This window comes from Streptomyces genisteinicus (genome assembly GCF_014489615.1).
Lineage (GTDB): Bacteria > Actinomycetota > Actinomycetes > Streptomycetales > Streptomycetaceae > Streptomyces > Streptomyces genisteinicus.
Genome location: NZ_CP060825.1, coordinates 6,327,550 through 6,347,538, shown reverse-complemented (window position 1 = coordinate 6,347,538; position 19,989 = coordinate 6,327,550). Strand labels below are relative to the sequence as shown.

Below are 19,989 nucleotides of genomic sequence, written 5' to 3'. Positions count from 1 at the left end.
CAAGAGGCGTCCCCTGCGTGTACGCGCAGGAATGCTGCGTCGTCGGCGCCTTCCGCGCCGGTTTCCCTCACGGGGGCGGGAACACTCCGCCGGACGGGGGCAGCGGCTCCCCCGGGAAGGGCGCCGCGGGCCCCGTTCCCGGTGCGGCGGGGCCCTGTGGCGCGGCGAGTGCGGCGCCGGCCTCCGGGCTGGTGGTCAGCAGATGGGAGAGGACCATGTAGCTGATCGTCTTGCGGATGAACGGCTCGGTCCTGATGCGTTCCAGGACCTCCTCGAAGTGCTCGACGTCCCGGGCGCGGACGTGCAGCAGGGCGTCGGCTCCCCCGGTGACCGTCATCGCCGCCATGATCTCCGGGTAGTCGCGCACCACCTCGGCCAGACGGCGCGGCGGGGCGGCGCTGTCGCAGTAGACCTCCACGTACGCCTCGGTCCGCCAGCCCAGCGCCGAGGGGCGGACGGTGGTGGTGAACCCGGTGATGACCCCCTCCTCGCGCAGCCGGTCCACGCGGCGTTTGACCGCCGTCGCCGACAGCCCGATGGCGGCGCCGATCTCGGTGAAACTGGTCCGGGCGTTCTCCACCAGAGCGGCGACGATCTTGCGGTCGAGCTCGTCGAACGGCGCGGAACGTGTGGTCATGTCGGGGTTCCTCCGGAAGCTGTGGGCTCGGCGCCCGAGGCGCCCCCCATCGGACCACGCCCGCGCCCCGGGGGCCAGCACGCCTCGGAGCCCGGCCCGGGGGCTCCGGGCGCGGCGGCCGGGGGCGTCAGTCGGCGTGGCCGAGCTGGAGGTCGCGTTCGGTGCGGCCGCCGCCCGCGACCTGGAGGACGGTGGCCACCGGCGGGTAGCCGGCGGCGATGACGGTGTACTCGCCGGAGGACAGGTCGACGAAGCGGAAGGTGCCGTCCGCCTGGGTGGTGAGGGTGTCGACGACGTTGCCCGCCGCGTCGAGCAGGGTCACCCTGGCGTCCTCGACGGGCCGCCCGTCGCCGGCGCGCACGGTGCCGCGCAGCACCGCTCCCCCGGCCAGTTCGATGTCCTGGCGGGTCTCGCGCGAGGACTGGACGCTGACGGGATGCGCGGCCGGCCGGAACGCGGGCGCGCTGGCGGCGAGGGTGTACTCCCCCGCGACCAGGTCGGTGATGACGTAGCCGCCCTCCCGGCCGCTGCGGGTGGAGGCGACGACGTCGCCCCGGACGTCCGTGAGGGTCACGGCCGCGTCGCGGACCGGGGAGCCGTCCGCGGTGAGGACACAACCGGCCAGCCGGCCGGCACCGCCGAGGACGACGTCGAGGTCGACGGGGCGCTCGCCCACGGTCACGGTCACGGCCTGCGGCTGGTGGCCGCCGGCCGCGGCGATCATCACGTAGGGGCCGGGTCCGGGGACGCTCAGCGCGTACCGCCCGTCCTCGCCGCTCGCTCCGCGTCCGACCTGCCGCCCCTGGACGTCGATCAGGGTGAGGGCCGCGCGGGGCACGCTGGTGCCGTCGTGGTGCTGCACGGCACCGCAGACGGGGACGCCCGCCGAGGGGGGCGCGGCGGCCGGCACGGGCTCCGGCGCGGCGGCCCGCGCGTGCGGGACGGTGGTGGGCTCGGCGGCGGGCGTGTGGTGGGACACCAGCGGTTTCTCCTTGAGGAAGAAGGCGAGGACCAGGCCGAGGACGAGCACCGGCACCAGGAAGAGGAAGATGCGGGGCATCGCGTCGGCGTAGGCCTGGATGTAGCCGTCGCGCAGGACGGGCGGCATGGCGTGCACGGCCTGCGGGGTGATCGACTCGGGGTCGGGCAGTCCGGCGCCCGCGGGCAGGCGGTCGGCGAGCGCGTCGGCGAGCCGGTCGGCGAAGAGGGTGCCGAAGACGGCGGCGCCGACACTGCCGCCGATCTGGCGGAAGTAGTTGTGGGCGCTGGTGGCGGTCCCGAGGTCGGACGGCGGCACGGCGTTCTGCACGGCGAGGATGAGCACGGGCATGACCAGGCCGATGCCGAGGCCGAGAACCGCCTGCCAGACGCTGTACTCCAGGCGCGAGGTGTCCGTCTCCAGCCGCGAGAGCAGCCACATCCCGGCGACGGAGACCGCGCCGCCGAGCACCGGGTAGACGCGGTAGCGGCCGGTGCGGCTGATGAGCTGGCCGGAGACGACGGAGGCCACCACGATGCCGCCCATCATCGGCAGCATCAGCAGCCCCGATTCGGTGGCGCTGGCGCCGTCGACCATCTGGAGGTAGGTGGGCAGGTAACTGGCCGCGCCGAAGAGGGCGATGCCGACGACGGCGCCGACCAGGGAGGTGACCGTGAAGACGGAGTCGCGGAACAGCCGCAGCGGGATGAGGGGTTCGGGCGCGCGGCGTTCGACGGCGAGGAAGAGCACGGTGCTCAGCAGCGCGCCCGCGCCGAGCCCGAGGACGGTGCGCGACCCCCAGGCGTACTCGGTGCCGCCCCAACTGGTCAGCAGGACCAGGCAGGTGGAGGCGGCGGCCAGGAAGACCGTGCCGAGGACGTCGATCCGGCCGCGTGCCGCCGGCTTCGGCAGGCGGAGCGCCAGGGTCGTGACGAGCAGGGTGACGAGCCCGAAGGGCACGTTGAACCAGAAGCACCAGCGCCAGGAGGCGTGGTCGGTGAAGAAGCCGCCGAGCAGCGGGCCGGCGACCGAGGCGAGTCCGAACGCGGCGCCGATGAGGCCCATGAACCGGCCGCGTTCGCGGGCCGGGACGATGTCGGCGATGATCGCCTGCACCCCGATCATCAGGCCGCCCGCCCCGATGCCCTGGACGGCCCGGAAGGCGATCAGTTCGTTCATCGTGCGCGACCAGCCGGCGAGTGCGGAGCCGATGACGAAGACGACGATGGCGAACTGGAAGACGCCCTTGCGGCCGAAGAGGTCGCCGAGCTTGCCGTAGACCGGCAGACCGATGGTGGCCGTCAGCAGATAGGCGGTGATCGCCCAGGACATCCGGTCCAGGCCCTGGAGGTCTCCGACGATCTTCGGCAGCGCGGTGGCGACGATCATCTGCTCCAGCGCGGCGAGCAGCAGCGCGAGCATCAGGGCGAGGAAGACCAGCCGCACCCGGCGCGGGCTGAGCGGAGCCGGTTCCGCGGGCGGGGGCGGAGGCGGCAGAGGTCCGGCGGGCGCGTCGCCGGCCGGCCCGGCCTGCCCGTCCTTCACCAGGGTGATGCCGCCCACGTGTCTGCTCCCCTCGTCGTCCTGCGCGGGGTCATTCTTCGCATCAGGGAGGAAGTGGGAGCAACTCGGGCGGAGAGGCGGCGAGCGCCCCAACAGGGCCCGCCAGGGGCGCACTTGGGGCGCTCATCAGGGGCTTTCCCGCGGTGCGGCGCGCCGGGGGCGCACCTGCACCGCGGGGAAGACCACCCGATCCGGTGAGCCGCGGCCGCGGCCCGCCGGACCGGGTGGCGGCTACGCCTTCTCCACCTGTCCGGCCAGGTTGGCGAGCACGGCGTCGTAGATGCGGGCGAGCCCCTTGGGGGCGAAGGTGCGCTCGAAGAAGCCGCCGACGCCGCCGGCGCCGTTCCACACGGTGGTGACGACGGCGCGGGAGGCGCCCTCGCCGGCCGGGGTGACCCGCCAGGTGGTCACCATCGAGGAGTTGCGGTCCTTCTCGACGAGTTCGCCGTCGGTCGGCTCGGTGACCTCCAGCAGGCAGTCGCGGATGCGCTTGCTGGTGGCCTGGAGCTTCCAGTGGACGAGGGTGCCCTCGCCGTCGCCCCCTTCGCGGACCTCGTATTCGCTGAAGTGCTCGGGAAGGATCTTCGCGCGGGTGCCCTCGTAGTCGGCCAGGGCGTCGAACACCGTCTCGGCGTCCGCCTGGATGATCCGTTCCGTGGTGGCCTCGACCTGCGCCATTGCCTGCTCCTCCAGCTCTCGCTCCAGCGGGACGGGCCCAGCCAACCACCTCGGGCGCCGCCGCCCAAAATCCGGCTTGCATCGATCATGGGAACAGGTGTTCTATTCAGGGGTACGACGGGGCTGCGGCGACGAGGAGACACCCGATGCGCTGGGACGATCTGGCCGAGGACCCGGCGGTGAACGGGGAGTCGGCCCTCTTCGGCGCCTCCGCGGTCACGACCCGCACGTTCGACTCCCCCGAGTTCCGGGGCGTCACGTTCCACGAGGTCAGGGCGCGCTCCATCCTCAACCGGGTCCCCGGCGCGTCACGGATGCCCTTCGAGTGGACGGTCAACCCGTACCGGGGCTGCACCCACGCCTGCGTGTACTGCTTCGCCCGCCGGACCCACAGCTACCTCGACCTGGACACCGGACTCGGCTTCGACTCCCAGATCGTGGTGAAGGTCAACGCGCCCGAACTGCTGCGCCGCCAGCTCTCCTCCCGCCGCTGGCAGGGTGCGCACGTGGCCATGGGCACCAACGTCGACTGCTACCAGCGGGCGGAGGGCCGCTACCGGCTCATGCCCGGCATCCTCCAGGCCCTGCGCGACCACGCCAACCCCTTCTCGGTGCTCACCAAGGGCACGCTGATCCTGCGCGACCTCGACCTGCTGCGGCAGGCCGCCGCCGTCACGGACGTGGGCATCTCCGTCTCCGTCGGCTTCACCGACACGGAGCTGTGGCGCACCGTGGAGCCCGGCACGCCCTCGCCCGCACGCCGGCTCGACGTCGTCCGCGCCCTGGCCGACGCCGGAATCGGCTGCGGCGTGCTGATGGCGCCGGTGATCCCCTTCCTGGGCGACCGCCCGGAGCAGCTGCGCGACACCGTCCGCGCCGTCGCCGCCGCGGGCGCGACCTCCGTCACCCCGCTCGTGCTCCATCTGCGGCCCGGGGCCCGCGAGTGGTTCACGGCCTGGCTGCACACCCACCACCCGCACCTCGTGGAACGCTACGCGCGCATGTACGCGGAGGGGGCGTACGCTCCGAGGTGGTACCAGCGCCGCATCACCCGGCAGGTGCACGAACTGGCCGCCGAGTACGGCATCGGGCCCGCCGCGCGGGCGTCGTCGCGTGAGGCGCCGGAGCCGGACGCACCGCGCGCGGGCCACCACGGGGCCGGGCCGGAGCCGACACAGCTGACACTGCTCTGACGGCTTGTTGCGTAGCGTGAAGGAAGTCCGGCGGACGGTGCGGCGTCCGGTACCGGAAGGGCGAGGGGCGCGAGGCGATGACGGTGATGGTGCGCGACATGACGGACGGCGACCGGGAGGCGGTCGCCGCCATCCGGGTCGGCGGGCGGCTCCACGCGTACGCGGGCCTGCTGCCGCAGTCGCATCTCGACTTCATGGACGCGGCCGCGGACGCCGCCCGCCGGCACGGGGACCTGGCCGGCGCCGCGGGCACGGTGAACGTCGTCGCGGAGCAGCACGGCGACGTGATCGGCTGGGCCTGCTACGGCCCCTCCCGCGCACCGGACGCGACGGCCGACGGCTGCGAGCTCTACGCGATCTACGTGCTCCCCGAGCGGATATCGTCCGGCGTCGGCCACGCGCTGATGGCCGAGGTCACCGGCCGGGCCCGCACCAGGGGCTTCGTGCGGATGGAGCTGTGGGTGCTCAAGGAGAACGCGCGCGCCCGGCGGTTCTACGAGCGCGCCGGGTTCCTCCCGGACGGCACGGAGGAGCCCTTCGAGGTGGACGGCACCCGCGTCCCCGAGGTCCGCTACACGCGCCGGCTGGTCTGAGCGGCGCGGCACGCACCACACGGCGACCGGCCCGCCGTCCTCCGCGCGGCACACACCACACGGCCACCGGCGACCGGCCGGGCCCGGGGGCTCGCGCCTGCCGCGCGGGGCGGTCCAGGAGCGGGGGCGGGGGCCCGCCGCGGCCCGCCGCCCCGGCGGGACCCCCGCGGACCGTGAGCCGGTCCCCCGCCCCCGCACCGCACCCGGCGGGCAGCCGTCCCGTCCGGAACTCAGCCGCCCGGGACCGCGCGACCGGGCACGACCCGGTCCGCGCGGACGGTGAGCACGGCCGTCACCCAGAGCGACACCGCGCACCCCAGCCCGACCACGGTGCGCACGCCGGCGGCGGAGCCGCCGGTGAGGGCGAGCGCCAGTCCGGCCGCGCCGACGAGGCAGAGCAGCGCCGCCGGCAGCCGCAGCCGGGGCTGCCCGAAGGCCGCGGCGAGCGGCACGAAGTGGAGGCCGACCACCAGGGCGACCAGCGGCGGGATCAGCTCCGGCACGCCGCCGCGCCTGCACCCCACCGCGATGCCCGCGATCAGCAGCCACTGCACGGCGTTGACCTGCGCGAAGCGGCGCCGCTGCGCCGGTGGCGGCGGACCGCCCGCCGACTCGGGCAGCAGCCGCCGCGCGGCGAACATCAGTGCCGCCGCCACGGCACAGCCCGCGACGGCGCCGGTCGCCACCGCCGCCGGGCCGAGCGAACCGATCCCCAGGAACCACCACCCCGCGCCGAACAGCGCGAGGAACCCCACCCCTGATCTGAACATGATCGAACTGTGGGTGTCCGGGCCGTGCAGGTCAACTCCCTTGCGGCGAAGCCCCTTGGTCCAGCCGCGCCAGGGCCGCCGACGCCGCCGCGGTGAGTCTCGGGTGCGGCACGGCGGAGGCGAGGACGGCGCGGGCGCGGGAGTCGCCGAGCGCCCCCAGCCCCTCGACGCAGGCGAGCGCCAGCCGCCAGTGCGGATCGCCCGGCACCAGGCGGCGGCCGAGGCAGGAGATCAGCGCGGGGGCCGACTCGGGAGCGCGCAGCCGGATCAGCAGACGGACCGGCACCAGGGCGTAGGCGACGCGCAGTTCGTTGGTGGCGAGCGCGGCGGCGGCCCGCGGGGTGCGCGCGTCGCCCAGCGCGTACAGGGCGTGGGCGGCGCCGACGCAGCGGTCGGGGTCGCGGTGGTTGAGGAGCAGCACCAGGGACTCGAAGGCCCGGCTGTCGCCGGCGCAGCCGAGGCGGTAGGCGGCGATCTCACGGGCCCACAGGGGGCGTTCGAGGGCGGTGAGCTCCGCGGCGAGTTCGTCGCGGTCCTCGGTGACCAGCAGCCGCTCGAAGGCGGCGCCGCCGCCCGATTCGCGGCGCAGACGGTGCGCGAGCGACCGTAACTCCTCGTCCATGGTTGTCAGGGTATCGGCGGTGCGCACCGTTTCGGGGCGGGATCCAGATCACAGGGGCGGGATCGTCCGGGGGGCTGGCGCGCTCGTTACCCGCCGGTTACTCTCATGTGAGCGGGTACCCCCCGCGTTCCGCGGCGGCCTGGTGACGCAGCCGCCCGCGGGAGCAGTCGGTTCGGCCGTTGCGCCGTGCAGTACGACGAGACGTGGGACAGCGTCCGTCGGCCTTGTGAACACCCGTGCGCGCACCCCCGTGGTGCCGACCTCCCCGGTGGGACCCCTGCCGGTCTCCCGAGCGCATCGTCGCGCGACCCCCGCCCGCCCGGCGTTCCCACGCCCGTCCGGCACCGTCCGCGCTCCCCTCATCAGTCGTCACTCATCCCTGGAGTCCCGTGATGGACACCCCTCTCCGCACCATCGCCGTCGTCGGTCTCGGCACCATGGGCGCCGGCATCGCCGAGGTGCTCGCCCGCGCCGGCCGCGAGGTCGTCGGCATCGACGTCAGCGAGGCCGCCGCCCGCCGCGCCACCGAAGCGCTGGAGGCGTCCACCGCCCGCGCCGTGGAGCGCGGCCGGATCACCGACGAGGAGCGCCGCACCGCCCTCGCCCGCTTCCGCACGTACGCCGACCTCCAGGCCGCCGCCGACGCCGACCTCGTCATCGAGGTCGTGCCCGAGTCGTACGAGATCAAGCAGCAGGTCTTCCGCGAGCTGGACGCGATCGTGCGCCCGGACGCCATCCTCGCCACTGGCACCAACGCGCTGTCGGTGACCCGGCTGGCCGCCGAGTCGCAGCGCCCGGAGCGCGTGCTCGGCCTGCACTTCTTCAACCCGGCGCCCGCGATGAAGCTGGTCGAGGTGGTCTCGTCCGTGCTGACCTCGCCGCCGGCGGTCGAGTCGGTCACGGCGCTCGCCCGCGACCTCGGCAAGGAGCCGGTGGCGGTCGGGGACCGGCCCGGGTTCGTCGCGGACGGCCTGCTCTTCGGCTATCTGAACCAGGCCGCGGCGATGTACGAGTCCCGGTACGCGTCCCGCGAGGACATCGACGCCGCCATGCGGCTCGGCTGCGGCCTCCCGATGGGCCCGCTCGCGCTGCTCGACCTGATCGGCATCGACACCGCCCGCACGGTCCTGGAGGCGATGTACGCGGCCTCCCACGACCGGCTGCACGCACCGGCGCCGATCCTCGGCCAGCTCAGCGAGGCGGGGCTGACCGGACGGAAGGCGGGCCGCGGCTTCTACTCGTACGCCGGGCCCGGCTCCGCCGAGGTGGTCGACGACGCGCTCACCCCGCGGCCGTCGGCGGACGCGGCGGGGGGACGGCCGGTCTCCTCGGTGGGCGTGGCCGGTTCGGGCACCATGGCCAGCGGTATCGCGGAGGTCTTCGCCAAGGCGGGGTACGACGTCGTGCTGGCGGCGCGCAGCCTGGAGAAGGCCGAGACCGCCAAGGGCCGGATCACCAAGTCACTGCTCCGCTCGGTGACCAAGGGCCGGATGACCCAGGAGGCCTGCGACGCCACGCTGGCGCGGATCACCCCGGCCGGTTCGCTGGACGCGTTCGCCGAGGTCGACCTGGCGGTCGAGGCCGTGGCCGAGGACCTGGAGGTCAAGCAGCAGCTGTTCCGCACCCTCGACAAGGTCTGCCGGCCGGGCGCGGTGCTGGCCACCACGACCTCGTCGCTGCCGGTCGTGGCCTGCGCCCGCGCCACCTCGCGTCCCGAGGACGTGATCGGGATGCACTTCTTCAACCCGGCGCCGGCGATGAAGCTGGTGGAGATCGTCCGCACCGTCCTGACCTCGGACGACGTGCACGCGACCGTCCGGGAGGTGACCGGGAGGATCCGCAAGCACCCGGTGGACTGCGGCGACCGGGCCGGCTTCATCGTGAACGCGCTGCTCTTCCCGTACCTCAACAACGCGATCAAGATGGTCGAGGAGCACTACGCCACCCTCGACGACATCGACGCGGCGATGAAGCTGGGCGGCGGCTACCCGATGGGGCCGTTCGAACTGCTCGACGTGGTCGGCCTCGACGTCTCGCTGGCCATCGAGAAGGTGCTGCACCGCGAGTTCCGCGACCCGGGCCTCGCCCCGGCCCCGCTGCTGGAGCACCTGGTGGCGGCGGGGTGCCTCGGCCGCAAGACGGGTCGCGGCTTCCGCGAATATGCACGGCGCTGACCCCTCGGCGGGGTGGGGCGGGCTGCTCGGTCCGGGCGGCCCGCCCTCGCCGTCCGCGGCGGAGGCGGTCGACCCGCGGGCGCACGCGGAGGCCGGCATGGAGTACGTTCAAGTCATGCCGCAGCCTGCCGATCCGTCCCGACGCCCGCTCCGCGCCGGTTCCGTCCCCGATGTCACGGAGAGCGCAGCGGGCTCGAAAGCCGCCGCCCAGCGTCTGAAGATGCGCCGTGAACTGGCCGCTGCGGCCATGGAGTTGTTCGCGACCAAGGGGTACGAGGCGACGACGGTCGACGAGATCGCGGCGGCCGCCGGGGTGGCCCGGCGCACCTTCTTCCGCCACTTCCGGTCCAAGGAGGAGGCGATCTTCCCGGACCACGACGACACCCTGGTCCGGGCCGAGGCGGTGCTGAACGCGGCCCCGCCGCACGAGCACCCCCTGGACACGGTGTGCCGCGGCATCAAGGAGGTCATGAGGATGTACGCCTCCTCCCCCTCCGTCTCGGTCGAGCGGTACCGCCTGACGCGTGAGGTGCCCACGCTGCGGGAGCGCGAGATCGCCTCGGTGGCCCGCTACGAGCGCCTGTTCACGCGCTATCTCCTGGGCCACTTCGACGAGCGCGACCACCACGACGGCAACGACGACCCGCTGCTGGCCGAGGTGGCCGCGTCGGCGGTGGTCACGGCGCACAACCACGTCCTGCGGCGGTGGCTGCGGGCCGGCGGGCAGGGCGACGTGGAGACCCAGCTGGACCACGCCTTCGCCATCGTGCGGGACACCTTCGGCAGCGGCATAGGGGCGGGCCGCAAGGCCGGCCGCACACTCCCGGCGACGCTCGACGCGCCGGCCGCGGCGAGGACCGAGGGCGAGGTCCTGGTGGCGGTGGCGCGGACCGACGCCCCGCTCAGCGAGGTCATGCGCACGATCGAGCAGGCCCTCAAGGAGGCCTGACCTCCGCCGCGCCGCACGCGGGCGCGAGACGACGCAGCAGGCGAGGACCGCCCGGATCGGGCGGTCTTCGCCTGCTTTGCGGCCGGGTTCGATCGATCATCGCTCATATGTGTCCATTGGATTGCATCTGAGAGAAATTCTTGGCACGGAGTGTCTTGCCACCTGGCACGGCGTGCCATACGTTGAAGGAGTCCGGGCGGCCGGCGTGCAGAGCACACTCGTACGCCGGCTGTCCCAGCAGCCCGAGGCCGCTCCGCCCGGACGCCTGCGTCACAGGCACCTCCCGTCGCGCCCACAGGCGCCGCCGCAGCTCCATCCGCCGAACCGACGGCACACCTCCACACCCAGCACCGCCCGACGAACCCCTCAGCGTCCCCGCAGGACGCTTCCCGCCGGAGGCAACACCGTGAAGGAAATCCTGGACGCGATCCAGTCGCCGGAGACCACCTCCGCCGACTTCGCCGCTCTCAAGCTCCCCGAGTCCTACCGCGCGATCACCGTGCACAAGGACGAGACGGAGATGTTCGCCGGCCTCGAGACCCGGGACAAGGACCCCCGCAAGTCGATCCACCTGGACGACGTGCCGGTCCCGGAGCTCGGCCCCGGCGAGGCCCTGGTGGCCGTCATGGCCAGCTCGGTCAACTACAACTCGGTGTGGACCTCGATCTTCGAGCCGCTGTCCACCTTCGGCTTCCTGGAGCGCTACGGACGCCTCTCCGAGCTCACCAAGCGCCACGACCTCCCCTACCACGTCATCGGCTCCGACCTCGCGGGCGTCGTCCTGCGCACCGGACCCGGCGTGAACGCCTGGAACCCGGGCGACGAGGTCGTCGCGCACTGCCTCTCGGTCGAGCTGGAGTCCTCCGACGGCCACAACGACACGATGCTCGACCCCGAGCAGCGCATCTGGGGCTTCGAGACCAACTTCGGCGGACTGGCGGAGATCGCGCTCGTCAAGTCCAACCAGCTCATGCCGAAGCCGAAGCACCTCAGCTGGGAGGAGGCGGCCGCCCCCGGCCTCGTCAACTCCACCGCCTACCGGCAGCTCGTCTCCCGCAACGGCGCCGGCATGAAGCAGGGCGACAACGTGCTCATCTGGGGCGCGAGCGGCGGACTGGGCTCCTACGCCACGCAGTTCGCCCTCGCCGGCGGCGCCAACCCGATCTGCGTCGTCTCCAGCGAGCAGAAGGCGGACATCTGCCGCTCGATGGGCGCCGAGGCGATCATCGACCGCAGCGCCGAGGGCTACAAGTTCTGGAAGGACGAGCGCACCCAGGACCCGAAGGAGTGGAAGCGCTTCGGCAAGCGCATCCGCGAGTTCACCGGCGGCGAGGACATCGACATCGTCTTCGAGCACCCCGGCCGCGAGACCTTCGGCGCCAGCGTCTACGTCACCCGCAAGGGCGGCACCATCACCACCTGCGCCTCGACCTCGGGCTACATGCACGAGTACGACAACCGCTACCTGTGGATGTCGCTGAAGCGGATCATCGGCTCGCACTTCGCCAACTACCGCGAGGCGTGGGAGGCCAACCGCCTCATCGCCAAGGGCAAGATCCACCCGACGCTCTCCAAGGTCTACTCCCTCGAGGACACCGGCCAGGCCGCGTACGACGTGCACCGCAACCTCCACCAGGGCAAGGTCGGCGTGCTCGCGCTCGCCCCCGAGGAGGGGCTCGGCGTCAAGGACCCGGAGATGCGCGCCAAGCACCTCGACGCCATCAACCGCTTCCGGAACGTCTGAGGTTCCTCGATGACTGAGCGCAAGAAGGACCGGCCCTGGCTCATGCGCACCTACGCGGGGCACTCGACCGCGGAGGCGTCCAACGAGCTGTACCGGCGCAACCTCGCCAAGGGCCAGACGGGTCTGTCGGTCGCCTTCGACCTGCCGACGCAGACCGGGTACGACCCCGACCACGTCCTCGCCCGCGGCGAGGTCGGCCGGGTCGGGGTGCCGGTCTCCCATCTGGGCGACATGCGGCGGCTGTTCCAGGAGATCCCGCTGGAGCAGATGAACACGTCGATGACCATCAACGCGACGGCCATGTGGCTGCTGGCGCTGTACCAGGTCGTCGCCGAGGAGCAGGGCGCGGACATCACCCGGCTCCAGGGCACCACCCAGAACGACATCGTCAAGGAGTACCTGTCGCGCGGGACGCACGTGTTCCCGCCCGGTCCTTCGCTGCGCCTGACCACCGACATGATCACGTACACGGTGGCCGCCATCCCCAAGTGGAACCCGATCAACATCTGCAGCTACCACCTGCAGGAGGCCGGCGCCACACCGGTGCAGGAGATCGCCTACGCGATGTCCACCGCGATCGCGGTGCTCGACGCGGTGCGCGACTCCGGCCAGGTGCCGGCCGAGAAGTTCGGCGACGTGGTCGCCCGCATCTCGTTCTTCGTGAACGCGGGCGTCCGCTTCGTCGAGGAGATGTGCAAGATGCGCGCCTTCGGCCGCATCTGGGACCAGGTCACCCGCGAGCGCTACGGCATCACGAACGAGAAGCAGCGCCGGTTCCGCTACGGCGTCCAGGTCAACTCGCTCGGCCTGACCGAGGCGCAGCCGGAGAACAACGTCCAGCGCATCGTGCTGGAGATGCTCGCCGTCACCCTCTCCAAGGACGCCCGCGCCCGCGCCGTGCAGCTCCCCGCCTGGAACGAGGCGCTGGGCCTGCCCCGGCCCTGGGACCAGCAGTGGTCGCTGCGCATCCAGCAGGTGCTGGCGCACGAGAGCGACCTGCTGGAGTACGAGGACATCTTCGCGGGCTCGCACGTCATCGAGGCCAAGGTCGGCGCCCTCGTCGACGAGTGCCTCGCCGAGATCCGCCGGATCGAGGAGATGGGCGGCGCGATGGCGGCCGTCGAGTCCGGCTACCTCAAGTCGCAGCTGGTGTCCTCGCACGCCGAACGGCGGGCGCGGATCGAGGCGGGCGACGAGAAGATCGTCGGCGTCAACATCTTCGAGACGACCGAGGAGAACCCGCTCACCGCCGACCTCGACACGGCCATCATGACCGTCGACCCGGCGAACGAGGCACGCGTCACCGCGAAGCTGCACGAGTGGCGCGCGAACCGGGACGAGCCCCGTGCCGCCGAGTCCCTCGCGGCCCTCAAGAAGGCCGCCGCGGGCACCGAGAACCTGATGGCGGCCACCGTCGAGTGCGCGCGTGCGGGCGTCACCACCGGCGAGTGGGCCTGGGCGCTGCGTGACGTCTTCGGCGAGTTCCGCGCGCCGACCGGCGTCAGCAGCGCCCCGGTGGCCGTCACCGCCGAGGCGGGCACACCGCTCGCCGTGGTCCGCGACAAGGTCGCCAGGACCGCCGACGAGCTCGGCTCCGGCCGGCTGCGCCTGCTGGTCGGCAAGCCCGGCCTGGACGGCCATTCCAACGGCGCCGAGCAGATCGCCGTGCGGGCCCGCGACGCCGGGTTCGAGGTCGTCTACCAGGGCATCCGGCTGACGCCGGAGCAGATCGTCTCCGCCGCCCTCGCGGAGGACGTCCACTGCGTGGGCCTGTCGATCCTGTCCGGCTCCCACGCCGAGCTGGTGCCCGACGTGCTGGAGCGGCTGCGGGACGCCGGCGCCCCCGACATCCCGGTGATCGTGGGCGGCATCATCCCGAACGCCGACGCGGCCCAGCTGAAGGCGGCCGGAGTGGCCGCCGTGTTCACCCCGAAGGACTTCGGCATCACGGAGATCATCGGCCGTATCGTCGACGAGATCCGCCGAGCCAACAAGCTCAGCCCCCTTGAAAGTACGGAGGTCCCCGCATGAGCACGCCAGTGCATCCGGTCAACCGTCTCCGCCCGCGCCGTTCCTGCCTGGCGGTGCCCGGCTCGAACCCGCGGTTCCTGGAGAAGGCCCAGGGCCTGCCGGCCGACCAGGTCTTCCTCGACCTGGAGGACGCCTGCGCCCCGCTCGCCAAGCCGGAGGCCCGGCACACCATCGTCAAGTTCCTCAACGAGGGCGACTGGACGGGCAAGACCCGGGTCGTGCGGGTCAACGACTGGACCACCGAGTGGACCTACCGCGACGTCGTGACCGTCGTCGAGGGCGCGGGGCAGAACCTCGACTGCATCATGCTGCCGAAGGTGCAGAGCGCGGAGCAGGTCGTCGCGCTCGACCTGCTGCTCACCCAGATCGAGAAGACCATGGGCTTCGAGCCGGGGAAGATCGGCATCGAGGCGCAGATCGAGAACGCCCAGGGCCTCAACAACGTCAACGCGATCGCGCAGGCCTCGCCGCGGGTGGAGACCATCATCTTCGGCCCGGCCGACTTCATGGCCTCCATCAACATGAAGTCGCTGGTCGTCGGCGAGCAGCCGCCCGGGTACCCCGCGGACGCCTACCACTACATCCTGATGAAGATCCTGATGGCCGCCCGCGCCAACAACCTCCAGGCGATCGACGGCCCCTACCTCCAGATCCGCAACGTCGACGGCTACCGCGAGGTGGCGCAGCGCGCCGCGGCGCTCGGCTTCGACGGCAAGTGGGTGCTGCACCCCGGCCAGGTGGACGCGTCGAACGAGATCTTCTCGCCGTCCCAGGAGGACTACGACCACGCCGAGCTGATCCTCGACGCCTACGACTACTACACGTCCGAGGCCGGCGGGAAGAAGGGCTCCGCGATGCTCGGCGACGAGATGATCGACGAGGCCTCGCGCAAGATGGCCCTGGTCGTCTCGGGCAAGGGCCGCGCCGCCGGGATGAAGCGCACCAGCTCGTTCGAGATCCCGGAGGCCTGAGCCATGCAGTTCGGACGCACCTACGAGGAGTTCGAGGTCGGGGCGGTCTACAAGCACTGGCCCGGGAAGACGGTCACGGAGTACGACGACCATCTCTTCTGCCTGCTGACGATGAACCACCACCCCCTCCACATGGACGCCAACTATGCGGAGAACACCACGGACTTCGGCAAGAACGTGGTGGTGGGCAACTACATCTACTCGCTGCTGCTCGGCATGTCCGTGCCGGACGTCTCCGGCAAGGCCATCGCCAATCTGGAGATCGAGTCGCTGCGCCACGTGGCGCCGACCTTCCACGGCGACACGATCTACGGCGAGACCACCGTCCTCGACAAGACGCCGTCCCGGTCGAAGAACGACCGCGGCATCGTGTACGTCGAGACCAAGGGGTACAAGCAGGACGGCACCCTCGTCTGCGTCTTCCGGCGCAAGGTGATGGTCCCGACCGAGACGTACATCAAGGAGCGCGGCGGCGAGCAGCCGGGCCGCCCGGAACCCAAGTCGCAGGAGAAGTAGTCATGGCCCGACTCGCCCAGACCGCAGGTCTGACCGATGTCCAGCAGGAGATCCTCTCCACCGTCCGGGACTTCGTCGACAAGGAGATCATCCCGGTCGCCACGGAGCTGGAGCACAAGGACGAGTACCCCCAGGAGATCGTCGACGGTCTCAAGGAGCTCGGCCTGTTCGGGCTGATGATCCCGGAGGAGTACGGCGGCCTGGGTGAGTCCCTTCTCACGTACGCGCTGTGCGTCGAGGAGATCGCCCGCGGCTGGATGTCCGTCTCGGGCATCATCAACACGCACTTCATCGTGGCGTACATGCTCAAGCAGCACGGCACCCAGGAGCAGAAGGACACCTTCCTGCCCCGGATGGCGCTGGGCGAGGTGCGTGGCGCGTTCTCGATGTCGGAGCCGGCGCTGGGCTCGGACGTGTCGGCCATCACGTCCAAGGGCGTCAGGGACGGCGACGAGTACGTCCTGAACGGCCAGAAGATGTGGCTGACCAACGGCGGTACGTCGACTCTTGTGGCGGTGCTGTGCAGGAGTGACGAAGGACACCCCGAGGGCACCGCGCCGCACAAGTCGATGACGACGTTCCTGGTGGAGAAGGAGCCGGGGTTCGGCGAGGTGCGTCCGGGCCTGACGATCCCGGGGAAGATCGACAAGATGGGCTACAAGGGCGTCGACACGACCGAGCTCATCATGGACGGACTGCGCATTCCGGCCAATCGGGTCCTCGGCGGGACCACCGGCCGCGGGTTTTACCAAATGATGGACGGCGTCGAGGTCGGCCGGGTCAACGTCGCGGCCCGTGGCTGCGGTGTCGCGCAGCGTGCTTTCGAACTCGGTGTCTCCTATGCCCAGCAACGTCACACTTTCGGCAAGCCGATCGCCTCGCACCAGGCGATCCAGTTCAAGTTGGCCGAGATGGCGACCAAGGTCGAAGCCGCTCATGCGATGATGGTGAACGCGGCACGCAAAAAGGACTCCGGGGAACGAAACGACCTGGAGGCAGGGATGGCGAAGTACCTCGCCTCCGAGTACTGCAAGGAAGTCGTCGAGGACGCCTTCCGCATCCACGGCGGCTACGGCTTCTCCAAGGAGTACGAGATCGAGCGCCTCTACCGCGAGGCGCCGATGCTGCTGATCGGCGAAGGTACCGCCGAGATCCAGAAAATGATCATTGGCCGTCGACTGCTCGAGGAGTACAGGTCACAGGGCTGATTGTCGCTTTTCGGTCGGTTAAGGCCGGAAGATGATCACACCCTGTCATCATCTTCCGGCCGTCGACTCGGCTTCTGGCTTTCCCAGTTGCGGGTCGTAACCGATAACATCGACGGAAAGCCGCCGTCCCCCAGTTGCCAGCGCGGCATCATCCGCTACGAAGGTCATCCATGCCCCACAGCCAAACCTCTGCACACCGCGACACCATCCGTGGCGTACGCATCGCTCGCGGAGCATCGCCGTGGCTCCTGCCGACCGTCGCCACCGCTGCCCTCAGCCTGGCCCGGTCCCGCCGCTCGCGGCGGGCCGCGACCGTGGCCGTGCCCGCCACCGCACTCGCGGCGGGCATGCTGTGGTTCTTCCGCGACCCCGAGCGCGAGGTCGCCCAGGGCCGGGTCATCTCCCCCGCCGACGGCGTGGTGCAGAGCATCATGCCGTGGAAGGACGGACGCACCCGGGTCGCGATCTTCATGAGCCCGCTCAACGTCCACGTGAACCGCGCGCCGCTGGCCGGCACCGTCACGTCCGTCGAGCACGTGCCCGGTGGCTTCGTCCCCGCGTTCAACAAGGAGAGCGAGAACAACGAGCGCGTTGTCTGGCACTTCGACACCGAACTCGGCGACATCGAGATGGTGCAGATCGCCGGCGCGGTGGCGCGGCGCATCGTCCCCTACATCCCGCAGGGCACCAAGGTCGAACAGGGTGAGCGCATCGGTCTGATCCGCTTCGGCTCGCGCGTCGACATCTACCTCCCGGAGGGTGTGGACGTCGCCGTCGAGGTCGGGCAGACCACGACAGCGGGGGTGACTCGCATTGACCGTGATTGATCCCGACACACAGGCGTCGAACTGGGCCGACGACGAGGACGACGACGCGGAGGAGATGCCGCTCAGTCTGAGGCTGTCGATAGCGGACACCCTCACTCTGGGCAACGCGACCTGCGGATTCATGGCGGTGTACTTCACCACCACCGGAATCCTCATCCCGCACCTCCAGGGCAGCCAGGAGACCGGCATGGCGCGGCACAGCGCCGCGACGGCCGTGATCCTGATGCTGCTCGCCGCGATCTTCGACCTCTGCGACGGCCTGGTGGCCCGCAAGCTGCGGTCCTCGCCGATGGGCGCGGAGCTGGACAACCTCTCCGACCTGATCAGCTTCGGGCTGGCCCCCGCGTACTTCGTGCTGGTCTACGGCATGGTCGCGGACGACGCCCACCAGCGGGTCTCGGCGGTGGCCGCGATCGTGGTGCTGCTGGCGGTGGTGCTGCGGCTTGCCAGATTCAGCTGCGTGACCTTGAAGGACGGCATGTTCCAGGGCATGCCGAGCCCCTTCGGAGCGCTCACGGTCGTCTCGATCGTGCTGCTGGAGCTGCCCTTCATCCCGACGCTGCTGGCGATCATCGGCACGGCGTGGCTGATGGTCAGCCGGGTCGAGTACCCGAAGCCGCGGGGTGTCCTCGCGGTGGCGATGCTCGGCTGGATCGTGGCCGCGATGGGCATGCTGGCGGCGTGGGCGTTCGACGCCCCCGGCGGCCAGGTGCTCCTCCAGATGGGCTGCGCGCTCCAGATCGTGATGGCGGCGACGATCCCGCTCTTCGCGACCGCCCGCCGGGTGAACACCTTCCGGGACAACCGGCGCGAGAACCGCGAGGCCCGGGCGGCCCAGCTCCCGTAAGGGACGCGGGCACGTCCGCCGGGACTCCGCCACCACGAAGGGCCCCGGACACCGCACGGTGTCCGGGGCCCTCGTGCGTGGGCGGCGGGGCGGGGGCGTGCTCCGGCGCCCGGCGGCGGGGCGGGGCGTGGCCGGCGGCTCCCGGCCGTGGGCGGGGCGCAGGCTCCCCGCTGCTCACGGCCACGGGGCCAGGGCCCGACGGCGTACCCGGTCGCCCGGGGCCACCGTGCCCGCGTCCCCGCGGGGCAGGAGCACGGAAGGCCCCGGCGGATGCCGGGGCCTTCGATGCGCGCTCTGCGGGGCTCGGGTGCACAGGGCCCGGAGGGCCCGTCGCACCCGCCGGGCTCAGGCGAGGAAGTCGCGGGCGATGTCCGCCGCCACCCGCTCCAGCAGCGGGCCCGCCTGGGCCATCGAGACCGCGGGGTCCGGTTCGAGGGACGCCAGCGCGTAGGCGCGGCGGATGCCCGCCCGCCCCAGCGCCTCGGCCGGCAGCGCCAGACGGCCGCAGACGGCGACGACCTCGACGCCCCGGGCCCTGGCCGCGGCGGCGACGCCGGCCGGGGCCTTGCCGTGCAGGGTCTGCTCGTCCAGGGAGCCCTCCCCCGTGATCACGAGGGTCGCCTTCTCCAGCGCGGGCGCGAAGCCCAGCACGTCGAGCATGACCTCGATCCCCGGCCGGAAGCGGGCGCCGAGGGCGACGAGCGCCCCGTAGCCGATGCCGCCCGCCGCGCCCGCGCCCGGCGCCTCGGCGTACTCGGCGGCCGACGGGCCGAGGACCGTCTCCAGGACCTCCGCGTAGTGGGCGAGCGCCGCGTCGAGGGCGGCGACGTCGTCGGGGGTCGCGCCCTTCTGCGGGCCGTACACGGCGGGAGCGCCCTTGGGCCCGGTCAGCGGGTTGTCCACGTCGCTGGCGAGGACGAGATCCACCCCGTCGAAGCGGCCGTCGAGCCCGGAGAGGTCGGCGGTCGCCAGGTCGGCGAGCCCGCCGCCGCCGCGCGCCACCGGATCGCCGGCGGCGTCGAGGAAGCGGGCCCCGAGGGCCTCCAGCATGCCCGCGCCGCCGTCGGTCGTCGCACTGCCGCCGACGCCGAAGACGATCGTGGTCGCCCCGGCGTCCAGCGCGGCCCGCAGCAGTTCCCCGGAGCCGTACGTGGTGGCCGTCAGCGGCGCGAAGGTGTCCCGCGGCAGGTGCTGGAGGCCCGACGCCTCCGCCATCTCCACCACGGCCGTGCCGTCGCGCAGGGCGTAGGCCGCGGTGACCGGGTCGCCGAGCGGACCGGCCACCCGCACCTCGCGCCGCTCGAAGCCCGCCGCCACGGCGGCCGCGACCGTGCCGTCGCCGCCGTCGGCGACCGGCAGCGTCTCGACCTCCAGGCCGGGGACGACCTGCCGGAGACCTGCGGTCACCCGCTCGGCGACCTGCACGGCCGTCAGCGAACCCTTGAACTTGTCAGCCGCCACGAGAACACGCGCCGACCGAGAAACTGCTCCGTCCGTCACCCTTGTATCCCTTGCTTGTCGAACAGGCAGTCGCGCCGCCTCGACCCTATCCGCAGCTCAGGCCCCCGGCCAGCCCCCTCTCGCCCAGCGATACGCCCACCGGCACGGGGCAGGTAGCCGGTGTCGCCGACACATCCGGCACGGCGCGTCGGCGACGCCGCCCGGGCCGGGCGGGTACCCGGCCGGA

Annotated in this window: 17 protein-coding genes; 11 read left to right on the top strand and 6 right to left on the bottom strand. The window is 72.1% G+C overall.

The genetic code is table 11. The features are described from left to right. Nucleotides 1-67: 67 nt before the first annotated feature. The 3 genes from IAG43_RS27315 to IAG43_RS27305 all read right to left on the bottom strand — a co-directional run bounded on the left by IAG43_RS27315 (nt 68) and on the right by IAG43_RS27305 (nt 3,857). The gene (locus IAG43_RS27315; protein ID WP_246574581.1) at nt 68-637 is read right to left on the bottom strand and encodes an Lrp/AsnC family transcriptional regulator; all 570 of its coding nucleotides are present in this window, start codon (nt 635-637) and stop codon (nt 68-70) included. Nucleotides 638-764: 127 nt separating this feature from the next. After that, the gene (locus IAG43_RS27310) at nt 765-3,179 is read right to left on the bottom strand and encodes an MFS transporter (protein WP_187743335.1); all 2,415 of its coding nucleotides are present in this window, start codon (nt 3,177-3,179) and stop codon (nt 765-767) included. Between the two features lie 231 nt (nt 3,180-3,410). After that, nucleotides 3,411-3,857, bottom strand: a complete 447-nt coding sequence (locus IAG43_RS27305; RefSeq protein ID WP_187743334.1) for an SRPBCC family protein — start codon at nt 3,855-3,857, stop codon at nt 3,411-3,413. A gap of 146 nt (nt 3,858-4,003) precedes the next feature. Between IAG43_RS27305 and IAG43_RS27300 the strand changes: the two genes are divergently transcribed. Beyond that, on the top strand, nt 4,004-5,050 hold the full coding sequence (locus IAG43_RS27300) for an Rv2578c family radical SAM protein (RefSeq protein WP_187743333.1): 1,047 nt from the start codon (nt 4,004-4,006) through the stop codon (nt 5,048-5,050). 77 nt (nt 5,051-5,127) lie between these two features. After that, nucleotides 5,128-5,643, top strand: coding sequence for a GNAT family N-acetyltransferase (locus IAG43_RS27295; protein ID WP_187743332.1), 516 nt, complete (start codon nt 5,128-5,130; stop codon nt 5,641-5,643). A 230-nt stretch (nt 5,644-5,873) separates the two neighbouring features. On the opposite strand, the gene IAG43_RS27290 is transcribed toward IAG43_RS27295, so the two are convergent. Together IAG43_RS27290 and IAG43_RS27285 are read right to left on the bottom strand one after the other, a co-directional pair. Further along, nucleotides 5,874-6,413, bottom strand: a complete 540-nt coding sequence (locus tag IAG43_RS27290) for a hypothetical protein (protein WP_187743331.1) — start codon at nt 6,411-6,413, stop codon at nt 5,874-5,876. A 31-nt stretch (nt 6,414-6,444) separates the two neighbouring features. Beyond that, nucleotides 6,445-7,035: a HEAT repeat domain-containing protein gene (locus IAG43_RS27285; protein WP_187743330.1), complete on the bottom strand. Its 591-nt coding sequence runs from the start codon at nt 7,033-7,035 to the stop codon at nt 6,445-6,447. A gap of 392 nt (nt 7,036-7,427) precedes the next feature. Between IAG43_RS27285 and IAG43_RS27280 the strand changes: the two genes are divergently transcribed. The 9 genes from IAG43_RS27280 (at nt 7,428) to pssA (ending at nt 18,302) form a co-directional block, all read left to right on the top strand. Then, nucleotides 7,428-9,209, top strand: coding sequence for a 3-hydroxyacyl-CoA dehydrogenase family protein (locus tag IAG43_RS27280; RefSeq protein WP_187743329.1), 1,782 nt, complete (start codon nt 7,428-7,430; stop codon nt 9,207-9,209). 97 nt (nt 9,210-9,306) lie between these two features. Then, on the top strand, nt 9,307-10,158 hold the full coding sequence (locus IAG43_RS27275) for a TetR family transcriptional regulator (protein WP_187743328.1): 852 nt from the start codon (nt 9,307-9,309) through the stop codon (nt 10,156-10,158). Nucleotides 10,159-10,564: 406 nt separating this feature from the next. Beyond that, nucleotides 10,565-11,902: a crotonyl-CoA carboxylase/reductase gene (gene ccrA, locus IAG43_RS27270; RefSeq protein ID WP_187743327.1), complete on the top strand. Its 1,338-nt coding sequence runs from the start codon at nt 10,565-10,567 to the stop codon at nt 11,900-11,902. Between the two features lie 9 nt (nt 11,903-11,911). After that, a complete protein-coding gene (locus IAG43_RS27265) occupies nt 11,912-13,933 on the top strand; it encodes a protein meaA (RefSeq protein ID WP_187743326.1) in 2,022 nt (673 codons plus the stop codon). After that, a complete protein-coding gene (locus tag IAG43_RS27260; RefSeq protein WP_187743325.1) occupies nt 13,930-14,904 on the top strand; it encodes an HpcH/HpaI aldolase/citrate lyase family protein in 975 nt (324 codons plus the stop codon). Before IAG43_RS27265 ends, IAG43_RS27260 begins: the two co-directional genes overlap by 4 nt. Before the next feature lie 3 nt (nt 14,905-14,907). Continuing rightward, nucleotides 14,908-15,420 carry a MaoC family dehydratase gene (locus tag IAG43_RS27255; RefSeq protein WP_187743324.1) on the top strand — a complete coding sequence of 171 codons (513 nt, stop codon included), beginning with the start codon at nt 14,908-14,910 and terminating at the stop codon, nt 15,418-15,420. 2 nt (nt 15,421-15,422) lie between these two features. Next, nucleotides 15,423-16,628 carry an acyl-CoA dehydrogenase family protein gene (locus IAG43_RS27250; RefSeq protein ID WP_187743323.1) on the top strand — a complete coding sequence of 402 codons (1,206 nt, stop codon included), beginning with the start codon at nt 15,423-15,425 and terminating at the stop codon, nt 16,626-16,628. 170 nt (nt 16,629-16,798) lie between these two features. Continuing rightward, a complete protein-coding gene (locus tag IAG43_RS27245; RefSeq protein ID WP_187743322.1) occupies nt 16,799-17,455 on the top strand; it encodes a phosphatidylserine decarboxylase in 657 nt (218 codons plus the stop codon). Further along, on the top strand, nt 17,448-18,302 hold the full coding sequence (gene pssA, locus IAG43_RS27240) for a CDP-diacylglycerol--serine O-phosphatidyltransferase (RefSeq protein ID WP_187744662.1): 855 nt from the start codon (nt 17,448-17,450) through the stop codon (nt 18,300-18,302). Before IAG43_RS27245 ends, pssA begins: the two co-directional genes overlap by 8 nt. A gap of 345 nt (nt 18,303-18,647) precedes the next feature. Here the strand turns inward: pssA and IAG43_RS27235 are convergent, their stop codons facing one another. Then, on the bottom strand, nt 18,648-19,802 hold the full coding sequence (locus tag IAG43_RS27235; RefSeq protein WP_187743321.1) for a glycerate kinase: 1,155 nt from the start codon (nt 19,800-19,802) through the stop codon (nt 18,648-18,650). Between the last annotated feature and the right edge of the window lie 187 nt (nt 19,803-19,989).